Here is a 19,411-nt window from a genome sequence, read left to right as displayed (position 1 = left end):
AGTGGCCCCACCCATTCGGCCCGGCCCGCACCCAGACGTCTTCCTGTGCCTTTGCCTGCGCTGGGGCGGGCCAAGTCGTCTGCTCTACGTGACAGTGTCGTGCGGCCTCGCGTGTCAGACTGCCGCCGGAACGTCTCCCTGCGCCGCCCCCGGCCCGGCAGTGGAGACGCAATCAGGATGAGGCCCGAACCATGCGCTGCGAAATAAGGCATACCACCGAATACCACTACCCCGAACCCGCTTGGGATTCGTTTAATCAGGTGCGCCTGCACCCAGCCCGCGAGGTACGCCAAAGCGTGCGCTCCTTTCACCTTCAAGTTGAACCCGAAGCCGAAATTACGTCTCACAAGGACTATTTCGGGGCCATCGTGCATCATGTGCATGTGCACGAACCGCACCGCTACCTGAAAATAGAGGCGCAGGCGATTGTGGACACCCATGCCGTGACCATGCCCGCGCCGTCGCCATTCAGCGTGCTGCGCGAAGTGCGGGCCAGAAATACCGAGTTTCTGGTCTCCAGCCCCCGTGTGCCGGGCGGAGACTGGCCTGAAATCTTCGGCGTGGCCCGCCCCCGCCCCGGCGACGATCTGCCCACTTTTCTGATGGATCTCACCACCCGTCTGAACCGCCAGTTTTCTTACGACACCAAAGCCACCGCCGTGAATACCCCGTTGGCCGAGTTTGCTCAGCACGGGCGCGGCGTGTGCCAAGATTTCACGCACGCCATGTTGGGCATTACGCGGCAGCTCGGCATTCCGTCGCGCTATGTCAGCGGCTACCTGTACAGCGGCGGCGACATGTTGGGCGCGGAAGCCACCCACGCTTGGGCCGAGTGCCTGATTCCCGAATACGGCTGGCTGGGCTACGATCCTACCAACAACTGCTTGGCGGGCGAAAAGCACATCAAGATCGGTCACGGTCGCGAATACGGCGACGTGTCCCCGGTGCGCGGCACCTATTTTGGCGGCGGGCGCGGGAAATTGGATGTAGAGGTGAGGGTGTACGGGGAGCAGTAGCGCCCGGTCAGTCCACCGGGTATCGGGAGCGGCACACGTTGCACGCTCCCTTTACCTTGCCTTTACTCCGGGCCTCCCCCCAGCAACTTTCCCGCCCGCCTCCCCGTACTTGGTGGCATGAAAACTTCCCGCTCCAGCAGCCTGAAGAAACTCGCCGTGTTCGCACCTATCGTGCTGGAAATCATCAGTGCGGTTCGGCGGGGCAAAACCGGGCAGCGCAGCAAGTACAGCAAGGCCCGCAAGCGTGACCGCACCCTAGACTTTTTGCTGGCACAGGCCAAAAAACGCTTTGGCGCAACGCCCACGCGCCGCCGCTGATTCTTACGCCCTCCAAGCCGGAGAGACTCCATAGCCGAGTTTCTCCAGCTTTAGGCTGTGCCAGCGGGCCAAACTGCCCCAGCGTGGCCCTAAGCTAGATGGCTTCCCAACTAGATCGCGGGCGCTTGCCTGTTGACAGTTGGGGAAGTCGCGGCTAAAGTAAACAAGCCCTGAAACGCGCCCTGCGCGGGCGCAACCAAGATGATGCCGAGGTGGCGGAATTGGTAGACGCACTAGTTTCAGGGACTAGCGCTTCACGGCGTGTGGGTTCAAGTCCCATCCTCGGCACCACAGATCTAGCCCCCAGCAGCAATGCGGGGGCTGTTTTGCTATGTGTGCGGGCAAAAGCATAGGTTGTAGTCCTTCCTTAGACCCTTTGACCCTCGACCCTTAGACGCTTTTACGCCCCCATACCCCATCCTCAGCGACGTTTGCGTGCAATGGCCCGCAGATACACCCCTTCCAGCGCCTGGGCACGCACCCGCAAATCGTACTGCTGGGCGCTGTGGCGTGCGCCTGCTTGCAACTGGGGCAGGTGGGCCGGATACAGCACCTCCAGTAGTCCGGCGGCCAAAGCGTCGGCGGTGGCGTCGCGCACGGTGCCGTTCACGCCCTCCTGAATCAGGTCTAAGGCGGCGGGGCTACGGGCGGCCACCAGCGGCGTGCCAGCGGCCAGCGCCTCAATCATGCTCATGGGCAGTACTTCGGAAGTGCTGGCCGTGATAAACGCGTCGGCGGCGGCCAGAGCGCTCGGCACCTGCGCGTAGGGCACTGGCCCAGTCAACGTCACGGCGTCGGAGGCCAATGCCTGCGCTTCTGCGCGGCTGGAGCCGTCGCCCACCACCAGCAGGCGCAGATCGGGGCGGCTGGCGCGGGCCTGCTCGAAGGCGTGCAGCATCACGGCCAGATTCTTTTCGGGGGCGAGGCGGCCCAAGTACATCGCCAAGGGCGCGTCAGGCGGAATGTGGTACTTGGCGCGGAAAGCCGTCCCATCGGCCTGCTGAAAGGCCGTGAGGTCTACTGGATTGGGAAACAGGTGCACGTCTCCGGTAAAGCCGTATTCGCGCAGCATGTCCTGCATGGCGCGGCCCGGAGCCAGCACCGTGTCTACACGGCGGGCGAACGCGGCCACATGCGGGCGCAAAATGGCGCGGCCCACCCGCCGGGGCATAGGTGTGTAGTGCAGATATTCCTCGTACTGCGTGTGGGCCGTGAACACCACCGGAGCGCCCGACAGCCGCGCCCAGTTCAGGGCCAGCCGTCCGGCCAAAAAGGGATGCATGGTGTGCAGCACGTCCAGATCGCGCAGCGGCAGACGCGAGGTCAGCAGCGGCCCCGGAGCCAGCATCACCGGATAATCGGCGGGAGCGCCCATGGCCCGCGCCCCGGCAAACGAGGAATTCAGGCGGTACACGCCCGGCTCGTGGGGCGGCATCAGTGGGTGGCGCGGCGCAAACACGCTGACGCTGTGGCCGCGTTCGCGCAGGCCCTGTGCAAACAGCGCCGTACTCGTGGCAACCCCGTTGCGTGAAGGCTGGTAGGTGGCAGTCACAATCCCGATTCGCACGTCAGGGGCAGTGTAACCCGGTTTAGGCAGAAGAAGACCGCACAGTGAAGCCGCTATGCTGGCCCGCATGACGACGCCCGCTTCTGGCCCCACGCCCAAGCCTTTGCCCCTGATCATTCCGTGCGTAGACATTCAATCGGGCCGCGCCGTGCGCCTGTACGAGGGCAACCCAGACCAAGAAACCGTGTATTTCGAGTCCCCGCTGGATGCGGCGCGGCACTGGGCGGCGTTGGGGGCCGGGCTGGTGCATCTGGTGGACTTGGACGCCGCCACAGGCCGGGGCGAAAACCGCGCCGTGATTGCCCAAATTACCGCAGACTTGGGCGTGCCTGTAGAAGTGGGCGGCGGCATCCGTGACCGAACAAGCGCCGAAGCCCTTCTGAAAGCGGGGGTAGACCGGGTGGTGATCGGTACGGCAGCCGTGAAGAACCCCCAACTGGTGGCCGAACTGATCGCCGCACACGGCCCCGAACGGGTGGTGGTGAGCCTTGACGCACGCGGGCTGGAAGTGGCGACGCACGGCTGGGCGCAGGGCAGCGGCCTGATGGTGGCCGACCTGACGCCCCAGTTGGCCGACGCGGGCTTGGAAACCCTGATCTTTACCGACGTGACCCGCGACGGCACCCTGCGCGGCCTAGACCGGGAACTGATGCGGCAGGTGCGCCAGCTGTGGGTCAATACCCTGATCGTGGGCGGCGGCGTGGCGAACTTGGACGATGTGCGCCTGCTGGCCGAAGAGGGCATTCACGGGGCCATCGTGGGCCGCGCCATCTACGAGGGCACGCTGCCCTACCCGGTTCCGGCGCTGGACTGATGGGGTGGGTGTGGGGCTGAGGTTGCTGGGGCTTGGTCTCAGGGTCTAAGAACTGATTTCAAAGTCTGCCCAGAATGGAGGCGGCACTGGACAACACCCAGCAACCGCCCTCGCCCCAGCACCTTAGACCCTTGACCTTCAGCCTTTTGGACGATTCCCACCTACTCCCGCACTCTGCCCAGAACGCCGCCTTCACACAGGCTTTTAGGGGGTGCTGTCAGGGTCGGGTCAGAGGCGGGGTGCTTTGCTACCCCCATGAAGGTTGCGGTGTGTCGGTGTGACGGCTCTGGAGAGAGGGACAGCGGGGCAGTGGACTGCACGCACAGGAGCTTTAGACGGGTTGTTGATGTCCGGTAGGTCAGACCGCGCCGTCCTCGGGCCAGACGCGGTGACCACCCCCAAAGGCGGCAGTGTGTTCCGGCTGGGCCATGATCGCCGCGCCACCTACTGCCTGACCCTGCCCTTGGCGGCGGTAGGAGCGCTGGCCTCGCTGGTGTTGGAGTTGGGCCGCGGAAACGCTTTTGACCGATTTGGGCTGCCCGCGCTGGTGATGCTGATTCTGGGGCTGTGGGTGCTGGCCTGCACGCGCCGCGCCTCGGTGCGGTTCATAGACGGCGTGCTGCTGGTCAGCGCCTGGGCTTTCTTGCTGGGGCGCGTCGGCTTTACGTTGTTTGCGCCCGGTGTGGCCGACCGCGCCGAACTGGTGGCCGCCACCGCGCCCTGGCTCCCCATTTTGCTGATGGCCCATTCCTGGGGCCTGAGCGAACGGCGGGCACTCGGCCTGAGCCTGACGGCGTTGGCGGCCACTGGTCTGTTGGTGCTGGCCTACGCACTGGGCAGCCCAACACCGGATGCTGTAGCTAGCGCCAACAGCGGCATGCTGAATACCTTGGTACAAATGCTGCTGGCAGGCGGCGTGACCGTGCTGGGCCAGCGGGCCTTGCTGCGCCACATGCGCGACCAAGCCAGTGGCAGCCGCGCTTGGCTGGCCACTCGCGGGGCCGATCAAGACCCGCTGACCGGGCTGCCCAACCGCGTGGCGCTGGAAAAACTGTTGACTGGCCTGACTGCCCGCCGTCCATCCGGGCTGGCAGTCGCTGTGCTGAGTCTGGATCATTTGGGGCGCGTGCAAGAGGAGCGCGGCGAGGCGTTTACCGAGCGCCTGACCGCGCATGTGGCCCGCACCCTGAGCGCCACCGTGCGGGATCAGGATGTGGTGGGTCGCCTGAGCCATACCGAATTTGCCCTGCTACTGCGCGTGCCCGATGACCGCGCCGCGCGGGCCGCCTGCGAACGCCTGCGCGTGCGTGTGGCCTCGTTGCCCCTCGACGGCGTAATGCCCACCATCAGCGTGGGCGTGACCGTATGGGCGCAGCATTTGGGCAGCCAAGACATGCTGGAAGACGCCGCCCGCGCTCTGCGCCAAGCCCAAGATGACGGGCGCAACCGCGTTCAGTTGGCCGGAAAACTGCGCACGCTTCCCACCGATTTGGAAGATGTGGAGGAAGCGGCGGCGGTGTGAGGGAAGTTTGAGTGTATGGGTACACCCCCCCAGTCTGCTCCGCAGCCAGCCCCCCTTAAGGGGAGCGCAACAGCTGTTGTCCTCCCCTCAAAGGGGGCTTAGTGCCAGCAACGGGGGTGACCTTTCAAGCTACAACCAAACTTCAGCTCACCGTCACGCCCTTCCAGAAGGCCACCCGTCCGGCGATTTGCTTGGCGGCGTCCTTGGGGGCAGGGTAGTACCAAGCGGCGTCTTTGTTGGTTTGGCCGTCTACAGTCAGGCTGTAGTAGCTGGCCTCTCCCTTCCAAGGGCAAGTGGAGTGGGTGGGGCTGGGCTGCAACACGCCCGCCTGCACACTGTCTATGGGGAAGTAATGGTTGCCTTCGACGACCACCGTATCGGCAGATTCGGCAATCACTTGACCATTCCATTCGGCCTTCATCATTGGGGACATGGTATAGATTAAGCCACCCACAAGGCCTCAAATAGTCAGGGAATTGACAGGTTGCCCTGCGGCGTTGTTCATTGAATACACACATGACAAAAATTCCGTCTGTTGGACGCTTCGGCGTGCTGTCGGCCATCACCTTGTCCTTGGCCCTGTCTTCCTGCGACCTGACCAAGCCGCCCGCCCCCGTGGACGCCCGCGACTGGCGCGACGAGGTGATCTACTTCGCGATGACAGACCGTTTTGCCAATGGAAGCGCCTCCAATGACCTTGGCCCCAACCGCAACCCCGGCGACGCCACCGACAAGACCAATCCGCTGGGCTGGCACGGCGGCGATTTTGCCGGACTGAAGGCCAAGATCAACGAGGGGTACTTCAACCGCATGGGCTTTACGGCGCTGTGGATTACGCCGGTGGTGCTGCAAGTTCCGGCCATTCCGGTGGGCGACGGCCCCAACGCGGGCAAACAGTTCGCAGGCTATCACGGCTACTGGGCCGAGGATTTCTTCAAGACCGACCCGCATTTTGGGACGCTGGCCGAGTACAAGGACTTGGTGGCCGCCGCGCACGCCAAGGGCCTGAAGGTGATTCAGGATGTGGTGGTGAACCACGCGGGCTACAACGCCAAGCTGGTGGCCGACCACCCCGATTGGTTTAATACCAAAGCCGACTGCGACAACGCCAAGCCCGAAGACAAGGTGACGGCCTGCGACCTCGCCGGACTGCCCGACTTTAAGCAGAGCGTGGAGGGTGTGACCAAATACCTGAATGATTTCGTGACCTACTGGCGCGAGCAGTCGGGCATAGACGGCCTGCGAATAGACACCATGAAGCATGTGCCCGACGCCTACTGGAAGCAGTTTTTTGCAGCGGGCGGCGCGGGTGATCCCCAGAAGATCTGGTCTGTGGGCGAGGTCTTCGACGGCAACCCAGCGTTCTTGGCCCGCTTTATGGATGACCTCGGCTCGCCCAGCGTGTTCGATTTCGCGCTGTACTTTGCCATCAAAGACCAGCTGAGCAGCGCGGGCGGCGACCTCGGGCGCGTGGCCGACGTGTTCGCACAGGACGGCGCGTACAAGGACGCTTCCCGCCTGACGACCTTCGTGGACAACCACGATGTCAAGCGGTTTGTGAGCGAAGTGACGGGCAAAGGCGGCACGGCAACGCAGGCCGCCGAGCGTCTGGACACTGCTCTGAGCCTGATCTATACCTCTCGCGGCACGCCCAGCGTGTATCAGGGCAGCGAAATCGCGCAGGCGGGGCAGGGCGACCCCTACGGCTATGTGCTGGGGCAGGGCAACCGCGAAGATATGGATTTTGGCGCACTGGCGACCAGCCAACTCGATGAACGGCTGGCGGCCCTCGCCTCGGCCCGCAGCAAGTACCGCGTGCTGACACGGGGTGCACAACAAGAACTCTGGCGGCCCAACGGCGGCGCACCGATCCTGTCTTACCGCCGCGTAGCGACAGACGGCAAGGGCGGGCAGCCCGTCGTGGTGGTCATCAACAACGGCGATACGGCAGTCGATTTGGCGACCCTCAGCGGAGGCGGAATCCCGCTCTTGGGCACCTTCAGCGGCTCTGCCCTGACTGAAATTACAGGCCGCGCCAATCCGCTGAGCGTGAGTGGGGGCAAACTGGTAGGCACCCTGCCGCCCCGCACCACGCTGGCACTTTCAGCCACAGCGGGCGGCGGCGCAGCGGGCAGTATCAATCCGGCCTTGCCCGAACTGAGCGGCCTGACTGCGCGTGCGGGCGACGGAGCCGTAGAACTGACGTGGACGCCCTCCACCCAGCCCCTCGTGACCGGCTACCGCGTGTACGCGAAGACGGCGGGCGGCACCGAGCGCCTGCTGAACTTTGCCCCGCTGCCCGCCACGCAGGCCCGCTACCTCGCCACAGGCGTTCGCAACGGCGAGGCCGCCACCTTCCGCGTGGTCACAGTGGATACCAATGGCGCGGAAAGCAAAGGCACCAGCGTAACCGCCACCCCCAGCGCCAGCAACACGGTCAAGGTGACGTTTACGGTAGACGCCCGCAGTCAGGGCAACGGCCCCATCGAACTGCGGCGCTTCGATACGGGCAGTCAGGTGGAATACCCGATGACACAGGTCAGCCGGGGCCAGTGGAAAACCGAAATTGACCTGCCTCTCTTCCGCGACATCAAGTTCAAGTTCGGCAACGATGGCCCCGGCGCAAAAAACAGCGGTTACGAGGGGCCGGGACAGGGAGACCGCGTGTACGTGACGGGCAGCACCCCCAATCCCACAGGCACGCCCGCCAACACCTACAGCGGCACCTATGACTTTATTGATAAACCCGTGCCAGCCAGCATTGAAGGCAAGGTGACGGGTGCGGGAACGGCGTTGGCAGGCGCATTGGTAGAAGCCACCACCGCCGATCCCAACCTGAACTACGCCCTCACCTTCCCCGACGGCAGCTACACGCTGTTTGCGCCCGCTGGAGCGCACACGCTGAAAGCCAGCGCGGGCGGCTTCCTAGAGGCCACACGCGCCGCCACCGCACCCCAGACGGGCGCTGACCTGAATCTGGCCCGCGATGACCGCACCAAGTACGCCATAGACGGCAACCTGAGCGACTGGACGGCCCCCGCCGTGAAGCTGGACAGCCCCGCCGAGGGTGTGTTTGGCGCAAACAACAACTGGCTGACCTTGCAGGCCGACAGCGACGCGCAATACCTGTATTTGGCCTACACCTACCGCGTGTCGGGCAACAGCGGGATTCTGTATCTGGACTACCAAGCGGGCGGCGCAGCACAGGCCGACAACTTCGAAGCTTGGAAGCGGGCGGCTACCTTTGGCGGCAGCGTAAACGGCGTGGACGCCTTCGTGGCCCGCTACGAAAACCAGAGCGCTCAACTGCGCCGCGTGACCAGCGACACCGCCACGCCCGAAGTGAACGCCGCCGACTACAAATACGCGGCGAGTGGAACCCTGCCCGCCCAGACGGTAGAACTGGCGATTCCGTGGACTTCGCTGGGCCTGACCGGGAAGCCTGCCGGGGGCGTGAACATCATGGGCGGCGTGTTCGGCGGAGACAACTACGGCGCGGGCGACATCGTGCCGGATGCGGGCAGCACGCCAGCCGGGGCCAACACCATCGGCACCGATGCCCAGCAGCGGCGGGCCACCTTTACGCAGGGGCTGAAGCTGCCCTAAACCAGTTCGATTCTGTCCGAGCAGCGGCGTTCCCTTCACGGGAGACGCCGCTTTCTTTGGCTCTGCGCCTACCCCACGCGCACGCTTTCGCCCGTACACTCTCTTCCCCGCAGCAGATCGGCCAGCACCGCCGCGCCGCGCACCACGCCGAGGCTAGGGCGGCTGAACTGCGCGTTGGCGTCCACAGCCCACACTTCTCCGTTTTTCACTGCCCGTAAGTCGGTGCGGGTCAGCAGGCTGCGGGCAAACTCTGCATTGTCGGCTAAACCGTAGCCGCAGCACATCACCACGATGATGTCCGGGTCTAGAGCAGCGATCTGGGGCCAAGTGGCCCGGCCAGAATCGGTGCCTGCCGCGCCCAGCACGTTCACGCCGCCTGCCTGCTCCACTTGTTCGGGAACCCAGTGGCCTCCATAAAACGGCGGCTCCACCCATTCCAATGTCAGTACACGCGGGGCGTGGGCAGCGGGAACGATGGCCTGCCAGTCGTGCAAAGCTTCGGCGGCAAGTTGTTCGCCCTTCTCCCCCACCCCGGCGGCCAGTGCCAATGCCCGCAGATCGTCCAGAATGCCCGCCACGCTGCGGCCTTCCAGACTGAGGACGTGGGCGGCGGGCAGGCAACCGGGCAGGTAGCGCACGGCAGCGTCGATGGTTCCGGGCGTGACGGCGCACACTTCGCAGACGCCCTGCGTGACCACCAGATCAGGATTCAGGCGGTCTAAGAGTTCGCCGTCGACTTGATATAGCGCCCGCCCCTCGCGCACTGCCTCGCTGACGGCACGGTCTATGTCGGCTTGCGGGGCATCGGGAGACACGATAGAGCGCGTGAGAATGGGCAGTCCCGCCGCGCCGGAGTGATCGCAAGAGTGGCTGACGCCCACCACGCTGCCGCCTAAGCCCAAGTCGAACAGCAAATCAGTGGCGCTGGGGAGCAGACTCACGATCTTTAAGCCAACACCGCTGCTCATGCCCGCACTCCGGCTCGGCTGGCCCACAGTTCTACCAAGCCGCGCAGGGTCAGGGTTTCATCGTAATGGTCTATTTCGCGGCAAATGCCCTCAATGGTGCGGGCAAAACCGCCTGTGGCGATGGCGACGGCGGGCGCAGGCAACTCGGAACGGATGCGGCGCAGCAGGCCGTCCACCATTTCGGCATACCCGAAGACGAGGCCCGATTGCAGCGCGTGAATGGTGTTTTTGCCGATGGCGCTCAGGGGAGCCTCTAAGGTAATCCGGGGCAATTTGGCCGCCCGCGAAAACAGAGCGTCGGCGCTGACCTGTGCCCCGGTTGCCAGCACACCGCCGATAAACCGCCGTCCGCGCCCGATCACATCAAAGTTGGTGCTGGTGCCGAAATCCACAACCACCGCGTATTCATGCGTGCCCAGATACTTTTCTGCGCCGAACAGGTTGCACAGGCGATCTGCGCCCACCGCGTCGGGAATATCGAGTTCCACGCGCACATCGGGCAGGGCGGCGGCAGAGACTTCTAGGGCCGTGATGCCGAAATGCCGCTTGAGCGCCAGCGCGTAATTCTGGCCCACTGGCGGCGCAACGCTGCTGAGAACCGCCGCACGCGGCCCCGCCACACCTGCACCGCCGAGTCCCGCCAAGTCGAACAGGCCACGCAATTGCAGGGCCAGATCGTCGGGCAACACGTCGCGGTTGGTGCGAACCCGCCAAGTGTGGGTCAGGTTCAGGCCTGCATCGGCTAGGCCCAGCACGGTGCTGGTATTGCCGATATCGACGACCAGCAGCGGAAAAGCGGAAGCAGGGGCAGATTCTGGAGGCAGGGACGCGGAGGCGGACACGTCCGGCATTGTACGGAGTTGGCGGCTGTGGGTTGGCGGTGAGATGGGGATGCGTGAGGGCGGTCTAAGGGTTGAGGGTCTGAGGGGCTAAGGAAGGGCAATCGCGTTGCTCACTTCCCCCCTACCGCTGTTTCACAGCGCCCTCCCCCGCAAGGGGAGAGGGAGAAACAAGCCCAAACCGTCCCCGCCCAAGTGCGTGTGAGGCCGTCGTCCACGCAGTGGGCGGGCCAATTCCAGTATCAAGACAACTGGCGATTCCGCTTCAGGTGAGCGATCTAACCGAGTTTGAGCGCGACAAGATGAATCCTGCCTAGCGCAGCGCTGCTCCCCCTACCCGGTGGGGTAGGGGGCTGGGGGGTGGGGCAAAACGTGGGACAAGCCACGTAACCTCGCCTTCCCCAAAATTCAGCCCTCAGCTAAAGCTCCCCAAATCCAGCGGCACGCTATACGCACAGTTGGTATCCGCTTCCGTCCTCAGCAGCAATTCCACCTTGTCGCTAGCGCCGATGCCCGCCTTCAGAGGCTCGAAGTAGTAGACCAAAGTGCCCTGCCAAAGACCGTTTGGACTCGCCGTCAACGTAGTCGTTGCGTTAGTCGTTGTAGTGTTGCCCGACGTGGTTGTGATTGCAGTCGTTGTAGCCGACACATTCAAAGATTGCCCTACCTGATTTGAGCCATCTATCAACTTGAAATCGTTGACGAAAGTGGCCCGTATAGGCGCGATCATTTTGCCGTCACTTCCCTTCAGACGGACGTTGTAGGCCTGCCGCGCCTTTTCGCTGGCGAGGCCCTTCACGGCGATGTCGACGCGCAATTGGCCGTCTGGCATGCGCTTGCTGCTCAGGTCTGCGGCCAAAGCGTCGGCGGCGGTCAGGTTGCCGAAAGCGTCGCGGGCGGCCTGCGCTTGAAAGTACAACTGATCGGCCTGACCGATGACCGTGATGGTCTGCGGGCGGCTTCCGGCGGCAAATTCGGTGGGGGCGGCCAACCAGTCGGCCACGCACTTCTCACCGCCCGCAAAAGCCGTCACGGTTCCGGCGGCGAACTTGCCTTCCTTCACAGTCAGATCAAGGGTCTGAAAGGTGGGCACGGGATCACGGCGGCCATACGCGCCGTCTATGACGTTCTTGGCGGTCACTTCTTCCAGCTTGGGTACCCACGCGAGGGCCGGGGCCGACAACAGGACGGAAAGGGTCAGCAGGATGGGCTTGCTCAGAGTGAATTGGCGCATGTTGGACTCCATTGAACAGGGATTGAATGACGGCTGGCTGATGCTTCGGCACAGGCGATTCGGGCGGGGTCAGGGCGCTTTGAGATACACCACGCGGCATGCCTGCCCCGCAGAACGGAATTGGGCGGCGGCGGCAGCGTCCAGCACGGCATCGGTGAACACCGTAGACCGGGGGGCGAGGCGGTTGGGCTGAACCCGGTTGGCCGTCAGGCGCGTGATGTTGGCAAAGCTGCCCAGCGCTCCCTCGTTGGTGACGTAGGTGTGCAAGTTGCCTTCCTGCACCAGTTGGCTGCTGACGCCCCGAACTAGCGCCGCATCGGGCCAGAGTTGCGTGCCGCCCGCGTCGTACACGAAGCTGGTCATGTCGCGCTGAAATTTGGGGAAGGCCCGAACGTCCAGCACCACCGTGCAATTCAGGGGCCGATTTTCCGTGCCGCCTGCCGCGCCTGCCCTGCCACCAGCACGGGCCACTTCCGCGCCGCCTTCTGCCGGGCCGGTGCCTGTGCTGGCCGCGCCTGCACCAGTTCCAGCGCCGGGGCGAGCGGCTCCCGTTTCGCCTGTCCCTGCTTGACCGGGGCCAGATTCACCTGTTCCACTTCCACCAGTCCCACTTCCACCAGCACCGGGGCGAGACACCGCTGCCGTGTCACTGCCGCCTCCCCCAGCGGGCGCGGGGGTACGGCCTGCGTTGGGAGCCGCCGTTTCTGCCGCGCTGCCAGCAGGAGCGTTGCCAGAGGCGGGCCGGGTGCTGGCTGCGGCGTCTGGTGTCCCCGTTGGAGCCGAGGCTGCTGCGCCGGGTGTGCGGGCGGCTGGCGCGGCGGCTTCGGCTGAACCTGCGCCGTTGCCAGCACCGCTGCCCGGTATGCGTGCCGAGGCTCCCGGTGCTGCCGCTTCCGCTGGGGCCGAGGTTGCGGGTGTGGCACGGGCCGCCGCGTCTGGGGCAGCATTCGCAGCGGCGCTGGGTGCGGTGCGGGCGGGCGTGCTGCTGGCCGGGGCTGCCGCCTCTGCTGCTGGCGTGCGGGCGGCAGGACTTGCGCTGGCCTGTCCCTGATTCGCTTGGGCTGGGTTCGCTTGGGCCGGGGCCGCTGCCGTGCGTGTGGCGGGCACGTCGGGCGTTTCTGCGCTAGGGGCAGGGCGGGTGGCAGGCGTGCGGGCCGCTGGATTAGCCGCTTCAGCCGTTGCCGCAGCGGGAGCCACCGCTCCGGCACGTCCGGCTTCGGCTTGCGGAGTCACGGGAACGGGCGTGCCCCGCGTGCCTGCCGAGGTTTCCGGTGCGGCGGCCTGTGCGCCTGTTGAAGCTTGTGGCCGGGCCGGAATACGGGCCACTGGGTTGTCTGGGAGGCCGCCGTCGTCCTGCGGGTTAGCGGCTGACGTGGAATTGCGGGCTGGGGCCGCCTCGCCGGGGTCAGGGGTTTCGCTGCGGGCAGGCTGAGCATTGGCTTGGGCGCTGGCTTCAGGAACCCTGGCTTCAGGAACCCTGGCTTCTGGGGTGCTGGCTTCGGGGGTGCTGGCCGAACTGCTGTCCCGCCGAGGCAAGGCCGACACCGTTTCGGGTTCCGCGTTGGCGGTGGGGGCAGCGCTGGCGGCTTCGGCGGGTTGTTCTGCTGCTGGCGCTTGAGCCTCAGCACGAGCCGTTTCGGGCGCGGTTTCCGGCGCTTGGGCGGTGGCCGTTGGATTGGCCTGCGCTGGGTTTGCCTGCTCCGGCATAGCTTGGGCCGATTCCGCCTGACGTGGCAACGCGGCTACAGGTTCGCTCTCTGCCGGTGCTGTCTGGGCTTGGGCTGTTTCGGCTTGGGCTGTCTGGGCCTGCGCTGCGGCTGCTTGGGCCTGAGCTACCGGGGCCACATTCGGGGCCGTTTGGGGCTGAGTTGCTGGAGCTTGGTTCGCCTGTGCCGCTGGCGCTGAACTGGCGGGCGCAGCACTTCCGGCTTGCGGGGCTGTTTGTCCGGCTGGAGCGGCGGCGGCGGGCTGAGGCTGGGCAGCAGGCGTGGCTGGCCGAGCAGCGGGAGTAGGCGCGGCAGGTGCAGGCCGAGGCTGAGCCGCTTGAGTCTGCGCGGCTTGGGGTTGGGCCGCTTGGGGCTGAGGCGTTCGAGGCTGGGCGACTGGAGGTTGGGCCACTGGGGGCCGTGCCGCCTGAGCTTGCGCCCGCGCTGCATTTTCCCTCGCCTGCTGTTGGGCCTGCTGCTGCGGGGGCGTCAACGTGGCGGCGGGTGTCGTCGGCAAAGCGTCCGGGGACGGGGCGAGGGTCAGCACTTCCATCGGGGCGCGGGTAAAATCGGTGGGAGCGCGGTTGTCGGCGGTGGGGGCACTGGGGCGCAGCGCCAACAGTCCGGCCAGCAGCGCCACATGCACGGCCACCGTCGCGGCCACCGCACGCACCCGCTCGCGCTGTTCGGGGCTGGCGGGTTGGCGGGGCGGGGGCGGGACTCCGGGCAAGGCAGTCATGCCCTCAGTTTCCCTTGCGCGTGCCCAGCGCCAAGCGTTCGCCGCCCGCCTGCTTAATCGCGTCCATCACACGAACGACTGTGCCGTAATTGCCGCGTTCATCGGCCCGCAAGCCCACCACGCCGCCCGACGTTTTCAGCAGAGGTTTCAAGCCCGCGCCCAACTTGGTCAGGGTGGTTTCCTTGCCGTTCAGAAAGAGCTTCCCGGCCCGGTCTACGCTCACAATCGGCAGGGCAGGGGTTTCTTGCACGGTAGTACTGGCACGCGGCAAATCCAGCGGCAGGGCATTCTGGCGTGCGCCGAGGCTGCTGGTCAGAAAAAAGAAGATGAGCAGCAGCAGCACGATGTCTACCATCGGGGCAAAGTCGAAGGTCACGCCGTCTCCCCCTTCCCGAAATCGGCGGCGCAGGGCGGGCCGGGTCATCCCCGTACCGTTCCCACAGGAAGGCTGTCGAAGGACAGGGCCACTTCGGGCAGGGTGTCGGCTGTAGGGCGGAAACTGCCCACCGCCAGCGGGCGCGACAACCACGAGGGCAATTCCTCGCGCACCCGTTCGGCCTGCACCGCGATCCGGTCTGCGCGGGCACGCAGGGCGTTGCGGGCCACGTAGGCGATGATCGCCACCACAAGACCTGCCGCCGTGTTAATAAGCGCCTCGCTGATGCCGGTGGCCAGTTGCGCGGGCGTGGGCGCAGCGGTGGTGCTGAATACCAAGAACGAGCGCACCATGCCGATGACCGTGCCCAGCAACCCCAGCAGCGGGGCCACCTGAGCCGCCGTGCCCAGCGCACTCAGGCCCGCGTACAGCCGCGCGTCTTCGGCCAACAATGTGGCATTCATGGCCGCGAGGCTGGCGTCCGGCCCCCGGTCAGCGCGGAGCAGTCCGGCCCGCAGCACGTTGGCGGCAGGGCTGGCGCGGAGATCGGTGGCCCGGTCTACTTCGGCCAAGGCTGCCGCTGGCCCACTTTCGGCGGTGACGGCGCGGGCACGCTCGATGAGGGCGGAGGCATCTTGCCCCAGCCGGGACAACGCTTGGGCGCGGGCAGCCGCCAAATACACCACGTACACCGACAGCGCCAGCAGCACCCACAGCAGCGGCCCAGCGTTCCGGAGAAGTTCAGAAAAGGTCATGTGTATCACGGGTAGCACGTGGGCACGTGGCAAGCGTGAAAATAGGCCACCACGTACTCATAAACTCCCTCTGGCCCATGAAGAAACACCTTGGCGTCAACGCTTTTGCGTGAGGTCTAATCCATACCAACGCACTCGACTTTCCATCCCCAGACGGGTAGAATGGGCCTGTAAGTAGGAATCATTCTCAAGAAGGGTTCCTCAAGTTCAAGCCACCCGCTCTCTTTCAGATGTCAGCAGCGCCGTCCCAAAGACGCCACCTAGAGCCGCCACAAGGAGTTTTCATGACCTATCAGATCGAAATCCGCAACCTGCACGCCTCCGTGGGCGACATGCCCATTCTCAAGGGCATCAACCTGACCATTCCGCGTGGCGAGTTGCACGCCGTGATGGGGCCGAACGGCAACGGCAAAAGCACCCTCGCCAAAGTGATGGTAGGCGACCCAGAATACACCGTGACCGAGGGCGAAGTGCTGGTGGACGGCGTGAACATTCTGGAGATGGAACCCGACGAACGCGCCCGCCTCGGCCTGTTTTTGGCCTTCCAGTACCCCGTGGAAATTCCCGGCGTCACCATCGCCAACTTCCTGCGCCTTGCGATGCAAGCCCGCAAAGCCGAGGGCGAAGAAGTTTCTTTTAGCGAGTTTTACGGCAAGTTGCTGGCCGCCCTGAAGGTGCTGGAATGGGACGAGAGCATCGTGGAACGCTACCTGAACGCGGGCTTTTCCGGCGGCGAAAAGAAGCGCAACGAGATTTTGCAGATGCTGATGCTCGACCCGACCTACATCATCATGGACGAAACCGATTCGGGCCTGGATGTTGACGCCCTGAAGATCGTCGCCAAAGGCGTGAACTCTATGCGTGGGCCGAATCTCGGCGGTCTGATCATCACCCACTATCAGCGCCTGCTGGATTACATCGTGCCTGACCGCGTTCACATCATCGTAGACGGCAAAGTCGTGCAATCGGGCGGCCCCGAACTGGCCAAGAAGCTGGACAGCGAAGGCTACGACTGGGTGAAAGAGTTGGCGCTGGCATGAAACGACTGGCAGCACTGAGCGTGATAACAGCCTTAGTTCTTGCCAGTTGTGCAACGCAAGTGATTGTGGAGACTGAAATTATTGTTGCTCCCAACAAGGTTATCTGTGGCACGAACAAAGACCTTGAGTGCAATTTAATTAAGCAACTTTACAACGGCAATTTTTCATCGTATTCCGTCTTAGGTGTACCCATCGAGGGATTTGATTACAAGCCGGGAATTCGCTACCACCTTTCAGTGACCCAGTATGGATATCTACCCGGAGTAGTAGAGACAAATCTACGCCATTACTACAAGCTTAAGCAGGTTATAGAGGCAGTTCCAGACAGCAAGGTTTACTACGAAGGTCAGTACTAAGAGGAGCAATCATGACCATTAATCCTGAAGTCAATGACATCAACAACGGCTATGAATACGGCTGGAGCAACCCCGAGCGCTACGCCGTCAAAGCCCCTAAGGGCCTGAGCCGCGAAGTCGTGGAAATGATCAGCCGCAACAAGGACGAGCCGCAGTGGATGCTGGATTTCCGCCTCAAGGCACTGGAAATCTTCTACAGCAAGCCGATGCCAACTTGGGGCGCAGACCTGAGCGGCCTGAACCTTGACGAAATTTATTACTACATCAAGCCCGAAGGCATGAACGCCCGCAGCTGGGACGACGTGCCCGACGACGTGAAGAAGACATTCGAGCGGCTGGGCATTCCCGAAGCCGAGCGGGCCATGCTGGCAGGCGTGGGCGCACAGTACGAGTCGGAAATGGTGTACCACAACCTCAAAGAAGAGTGGGAAAAGCTGGGCGTAGTCTTCCTGAGCATCGAAGACGGCCTGAAGCAGTACCCCGACTTGTTCCGCGAGCACTTTGCGACCATCGTGCCGCCGGAAGACAACAAGTTTGCAGCCATCAACAGCGCCGTGTGGTCTGGCGGTAGCTTTGTGTACGTGCCCAAGGGTGTGAAGGTGGACATCCCCCTGCAGACCTACTTCCGCATCAACGCGGAAAGCAGCGGCCAGTTCGAGCGCACGCTGATCATCATCGATGAAGGCGCACAGGCCCACTACATCGAGGGTTGCACGGCCCCCGCCTACAACTCCGACTCCTTCCACTCCGGCGTCATCGAGATCGTGGTGAAGGAAGGCGCACGCTTCCGCTACTCCACCATTCAGAACTGGAGCCACAACGTCTACAACCTCGTGACGCAGCGGGCCGCCGTGTACGGCCACGGCGTGATGGAATGGGTGGACGGCAACCTCGGCAGCAAGGTGACCATGAAGTACCCCGCCTGCTACTTGCTGGAAGAGGGCGCACGCGGCGAAGTGTTGAGCATCGCGATGGCCGGACGCGGGCAGCATCAAGACGCGGGCGCGAAGATCGTGCATTTCGCGGCCAACACCAGCGGCAGCATCGTGTCCAAGAGCATCTCTAAGGATTCGGGCCGCAGCTCTTACCGTGGACTGGTCAAGATTTACGAAGGCGCACGCAACGCCAAGACCAACGTGGAATGCGACGCCCTCTTGCTGGACGAAGAAGCCCGCACCGACACCTATCCTTACATTGAAATCGAGGAAAAGACCGCCCGCGTCGGCCACGAAGCCACCGTGTCCAAAATCAATGACGAGCAGATTCTGTACCTGCAAAGCCGTGGACTCAGCAAAGATCAAGCAGCAGGCCTGATCGTGCGCGGCTTCATTGAGCCGATTGCTAAAGAGTTGCCTCTTGAGTACGCCGTGGAACTGAACCGCCTGATCGAGTTGGAGATGGAAGGCAGCGTCGGCTGATTTGATACCTGACCCCGAAAATATCAGCATAGCGGTCACAAAAGATTCATGGCGACGACGCTTTGAGCTTCCTAAGAAACGGTCTGTTTTAGATTTTTCTCGTACTTATACTGCTGATGAATTCCGTCTAATTATTCAAGGCTTCAAGCCAAGAGAGATGGAAGATAAATGGTTCATCTATTTTGAATCACCTTACCTTTATGTGCATCGTAGCTGGACGGGTTATTGTATTTTCTTAACTGAATTCAGAAAAAGCAATGATGGAATACAGATTGTAGAAGCTCTAGTCAATGCAGATAAAAAGCAGTATGACTCATCTGACTTAAACTACAGTCAAGAACTTCTGGACTTTCTTATTTCAAGGATTCTGCTTAAGAAGTCTGTTTCATTTCCTACACCTCAAGATGTTCCTCTAGAGGAAAGAGCTATTTACCAACATTCTGTCAGTGGCACAGGTATTACAGAAGAAATAATTGCCAATGATGACGAATCATGATTTTTCTCCAACGCTCCTCACCACACAAGAAATTAAGCATAAGCATTCGCGGGTGCGCCAGTTTTTCTATGTCCTGAGCGGTGAACTGACGCTCGAATTAGAGGGCGAAGTTTTCAAGCTGAGGCCGCAGCAGGGGCTAGAGATTGCCCCGCAGCTGGTGCATCAGGCACGGAACGAGGGCGAAAATCCAGCCGAATTGATCGTGATTTCAGACGGTATTTCACGAGAAGATAGACCGAACATCTAGGAGACACTTGAAACTCAACCACATCAACCTAGGCGTCACAGATGTTCCCGTAGCCGTAGAAATCTTCGAGCGTTACTTTGGCTTGAAGCAAGCGGACGGGATGCCGCGTAACGACAACATGACTTTTCTACGCGACGATGACGGCTCTCTGATCTCTGTCTTCAAAAGCAAAGACGTGAATTACCCCAAAGTCTTCCATATCGGCTTTTTGCAAGACACGCCGGAGCAAGTGCGGGCCATTCACGCCGAATTGACGGCGGGCGGCTACCAGATTCCCGGCCCCAGCGAGAATCACGGACGCCTGACCTTCTATTTCAATACACCGTTCGGCGTCATCGTCGAAGTCGAATCGTTTTTCGCATAATCGAAGCCTCTGCTGGCTCATGTGGCTGCG

Annotated in this window: 19 protein-coding genes and 1 tRNA gene; 12 read left to right on the top strand and 8 right to left on the bottom strand. The window is 63.1% G+C overall.

The features are described 5' to 3' along the window. The first annotated feature begins 191 nt into the window (after positions 1-191). The 3 genes from SU48_RS03045 (at position 192) to SU48_RS03035 (ending at position 1,625) form a co-directional block, all read left to right on the top strand. Positions 192-1,016: a transglutaminase family protein gene (locus tag SU48_RS03045; RefSeq protein WP_064013968.1), complete on the top strand. Its 825-nt coding sequence runs from the start codon at positions 192-194 to the stop codon at positions 1,014-1,016. Between the two features lie 117 nt (positions 1,017-1,133). Continuing rightward, entirely contained in the window at positions 1,134-1,334 is a 201-nt protein-coding gene (locus tag SU48_RS03040; protein ID WP_064013967.1) for a hypothetical protein, read from the top strand. A 206-nt stretch (positions 1,335-1,540) separates the two neighbouring features. Then, a tRNA-Leu gene (locus tag SU48_RS03035) sits at positions 1,541-1,625 on the top strand. A 130-nt stretch (positions 1,626-1,755) separates the two neighbouring features. Here the strand turns inward: SU48_RS03035 and SU48_RS03030 are convergent. Then, a complete protein-coding gene (locus tag SU48_RS03030; protein WP_064013966.1) occupies positions 1,756-2,901 on the bottom strand; it encodes a glycosyltransferase family 4 protein in 1,146 nt (381 codons plus the stop codon). A 67-nt stretch (positions 2,902-2,968) separates the two neighbouring features. Between SU48_RS03030 and hisA the strand changes: the two genes are divergently transcribed. Both hisA and SU48_RS03020 read left to right on the top strand, forming a co-directional pair. Beyond that, positions 2,969-3,715 (top strand): 1-(5-phosphoribosyl)-5-[(5-phosphoribosylamino)methylideneamino]imidazole-4-carboxamide isomerase, encoded by a 747-nt coding sequence (hisA, locus tag SU48_RS03025; protein ID WP_157451063.1) that lies wholly within the window; start codon positions 2,969-2,971, stop codon positions 3,713-3,715. A 346-nt stretch (positions 3,716-4,061) separates the two neighbouring features. Continuing rightward, on the top strand, positions 4,062-5,237 hold the full coding sequence (locus SU48_RS03020; protein WP_082869639.1) for a GGDEF domain-containing protein: 1,176 nt from the start codon (positions 4,062-4,064) through the stop codon (positions 5,235-5,237). Positions 5,238-5,379: 142 nt separating this feature from the next. Here SU48_RS03020 and SU48_RS03015 read toward each other — a convergent pair whose 3' ends face one another. Further along, complete coding sequence (locus tag SU48_RS03015; RefSeq protein WP_064015805.1) at positions 5,380-5,658, bottom strand: DUF427 domain-containing protein; 279 nt, start codon at positions 5,656-5,658, stop codon at positions 5,380-5,382. A gap of 95 nt (positions 5,659-5,753) precedes the next feature. Between SU48_RS03015 and SU48_RS03010 the strand changes: the two genes are divergently transcribed. Next, positions 5,754-8,843, top strand: coding sequence for an alpha-amylase family glycosyl hydrolase (locus SU48_RS03010; RefSeq protein ID WP_064013963.1), 3,090 nt, complete (start codon positions 5,754-5,756; stop codon positions 8,841-8,843). Positions 8,844-8,911: 68 nt separating this feature from the next. On the opposite strand, the gene SU48_RS03005 is transcribed toward SU48_RS03010, so the two are convergent. The 6 genes from SU48_RS03005 to SU48_RS02980 all read right to left on the bottom strand — a co-directional run bounded on the left by SU48_RS03005 (position 8,912) and on the right by SU48_RS02980 (position 15,460). Next, entirely contained in the window at positions 8,912-9,811 is a 900-nt protein-coding gene (locus tag SU48_RS03005) for an ABC transporter substrate-binding protein (RefSeq protein ID WP_064015804.1), read from the bottom strand. Next, positions 9,808-10,662, bottom strand: a complete 855-nt coding sequence (locus tag SU48_RS03000; protein ID WP_064013962.1) for a type III pantothenate kinase — start codon at positions 10,660-10,662, stop codon at positions 9,808-9,810. The genes SU48_RS03005 and SU48_RS03000 overlap by 4 nt, the downstream gene beginning before the upstream one ends. Positions 10,663-11,065: 403 nt before the next feature. Next, positions 11,066-11,884 carry a hypothetical protein gene (locus tag SU48_RS02995; protein WP_064015803.1) on the bottom strand — a complete coding sequence of 273 codons (819 nt, stop codon included), beginning with the start codon at positions 11,882-11,884 and terminating at the stop codon, positions 11,066-11,068. Positions 11,885-11,953: 69 nt separating this feature from the next. Further along, positions 11,954-14,329 carry a hypothetical protein gene (locus tag SU48_RS02990; RefSeq protein WP_064013961.1) on the bottom strand — a complete coding sequence of 792 codons (2,376 nt, stop codon included), beginning with the start codon at positions 14,327-14,329 and terminating at the stop codon, positions 11,954-11,956. Positions 14,330-14,333: 4 nt separating this feature from the next. Beyond that, positions 14,334-14,753 (bottom strand): ExbD/TolR family protein, encoded by a 420-nt coding sequence (locus SU48_RS02985; RefSeq protein ID WP_064013960.1) that lies wholly within the window; start codon positions 14,751-14,753, stop codon positions 14,334-14,336. Beyond that, positions 14,750-15,460, bottom strand: coding sequence for a MotA/TolQ/ExbB proton channel family protein (locus SU48_RS02980; protein ID WP_064013959.1), 711 nt, complete (start codon positions 15,458-15,460; stop codon positions 14,750-14,752). Before SU48_RS02980 ends, SU48_RS02985 begins: the two co-directional genes overlap by 4 nt. Positions 15,461-15,744: 284 nt before the next feature. Between SU48_RS02980 and sufC the strand changes: the two genes are divergently transcribed. From sufC to SU48_RS02960, 6 genes are read left to right on the top strand one after another with little or no spacing between them, the layout of a single operon-like run. Beyond that, positions 15,745-16,500 (top strand): Fe-S cluster assembly ATPase SufC, encoded by a 756-nt coding sequence (gene sufC, locus SU48_RS02975; RefSeq protein WP_064013958.1) that lies wholly within the window; start codon positions 15,745-15,747, stop codon positions 16,498-16,500. Then, positions 16,497-16,856 (top strand): DUF4377 domain-containing protein, encoded by a 360-nt coding sequence (locus SU48_RS13885; protein ID WP_082869638.1) that lies wholly within the window; start codon positions 16,497-16,499, stop codon positions 16,854-16,856. Before sufC ends, SU48_RS13885 begins: the two co-directional genes overlap by 4 nt. An 11-nt stretch (positions 16,857-16,867) precedes the next feature. Then, positions 16,868-18,274 (top strand): Fe-S cluster assembly protein SufB, encoded by a 1,407-nt coding sequence (sufB, locus tag SU48_RS02970; protein ID WP_064013957.1) that lies wholly within the window; start codon positions 16,868-16,870, stop codon positions 18,272-18,274. Between the two features lies 1 nt (position 18,275). Then, on the top strand, positions 18,276-18,770 hold the full coding sequence (locus SU48_RS14095; protein WP_157451062.1) for a hypothetical protein: 495 nt from the start codon (positions 18,276-18,278) through the stop codon (positions 18,768-18,770). After that, the gene (locus SU48_RS02965; protein WP_197474678.1) at positions 18,757-19,017 is read left to right on the top strand and encodes a cupin domain-containing protein; all 261 of its coding nucleotides are present in this window, start codon (positions 18,757-18,759) and stop codon (positions 19,015-19,017) included. Before SU48_RS14095 ends, SU48_RS02965 begins: the two co-directional genes overlap by 14 nt. Before the next feature lie 7 nt (positions 19,018-19,024). Beyond that, entirely contained in the window at positions 19,025-19,381 is a 357-nt protein-coding gene (locus tag SU48_RS02960; RefSeq protein WP_064013956.1) for a VOC family protein, read from the top strand. Positions 19,382-19,411 lie beyond the last annotated feature (30 nt).

It is taken from the genome of Deinococcus puniceus, assembly GCF_001644565.1.
Lineage (GTDB): Bacteria > Deinococcota > Deinococci > Deinococcales > Deinococcaceae > Deinococcus > Deinococcus puniceus.
The sequence above is the reverse complement of the archived record's forward strand: the minus strand, read 5'-3'. Positions and strand labels throughout refer to the sequence as shown.

Coding starts and splice junctions, on each gene's coding strand:
- SU48_RS02995 (WP_064015803.1), bottom strand. CDS start 11,884: ATGCGCCAATTCACTCTGAGCAAGCCCATCCTGCTGACCCTTTCCGTC.
- sufB (WP_064013957.1), top strand. CDS start 16,868: ATGACCATTAATCCTGAAGTCAATGACATCAACAACGGCTATGAATAC.
- SU48_RS03005 (WP_064015804.1), bottom strand. CDS start 9,811: ATGAGCAGCGGTGTTGGCTTAAAGATCGTGAGTCTGCTCCCCAGCGCC.
- SU48_RS03020 (WP_082869639.1), top strand. CDS start 4,062: ATGTCCGGTAGGTCAGACCGCGCCGTCCTCGGGCCAGACGCGGTGACC.
- SU48_RS02965 (WP_197474678.1), top strand. CDS start 18,757: ATGACGAATCATGATTTTTCTCCAACGCTCCTCACCACACAAGAAATT.
- sufC (WP_064013958.1), top strand. CDS start 15,745: ATGACCTATCAGATCGAAATCCGCAACCTGCACGCCTCCGTGGGCGAC.
- SU48_RS13885 (WP_082869638.1), top strand. CDS start 16,497: ATGAAACGACTGGCAGCACTGAGCGTGATAACAGCCTTAGTTCTTGCC.
- hisA (WP_157451063.1), top strand. CDS start 2,969: ATGACGACGCCCGCTTCTGGCCCCACGCCCAAGCCTTTGCCCCTGATC.
- SU48_RS02985 (WP_064013960.1), bottom strand. CDS start 14,753: ATGACCCGGCCCGCCCTGCGCCGCCGATTTCGGGAAGGGGGAGACGGC.
- SU48_RS02980 (WP_064013959.1), bottom strand. CDS start 15,460: ATGACCTTTTCTGAACTTCTCCGGAACGCTGGGCCGCTGCTGTGGGTG.
- SU48_RS03010 (WP_064013963.1), top strand. CDS start 5,754: ATGACAAAAATTCCGTCTGTTGGACGCTTCGGCGTGCTGTCGGCCATC.
- SU48_RS03045 (WP_064013968.1), top strand. CDS start 192: ATGCGCTGCGAAATAAGGCATACCACCGAATACCACTACCCCGAACCC.
- SU48_RS03000 (WP_064013962.1), bottom strand. CDS start 10,662: ATGCCGGACGTGTCCGCCTCCGCGTCCCTGCCTCCAGAATCTGCCCCT.
- SU48_RS03040 (WP_064013967.1), top strand. CDS start 1,134: ATGAAAACTTCCCGCTCCAGCAGCCTGAAGAAACTCGCCGTGTTCGCA.
- SU48_RS02990 (WP_064013961.1), bottom strand. CDS start 14,329: ATGACTGCCTTGCCCGGAGTCCCGCCCCCGCCCCGCCAACCCGCCAGC.
- SU48_RS03015 (WP_064015805.1), bottom strand. CDS start 5,658: ATGAAGGCCGAATGGAATGGTCAAGTGATTGCCGAATCTGCCGATACG.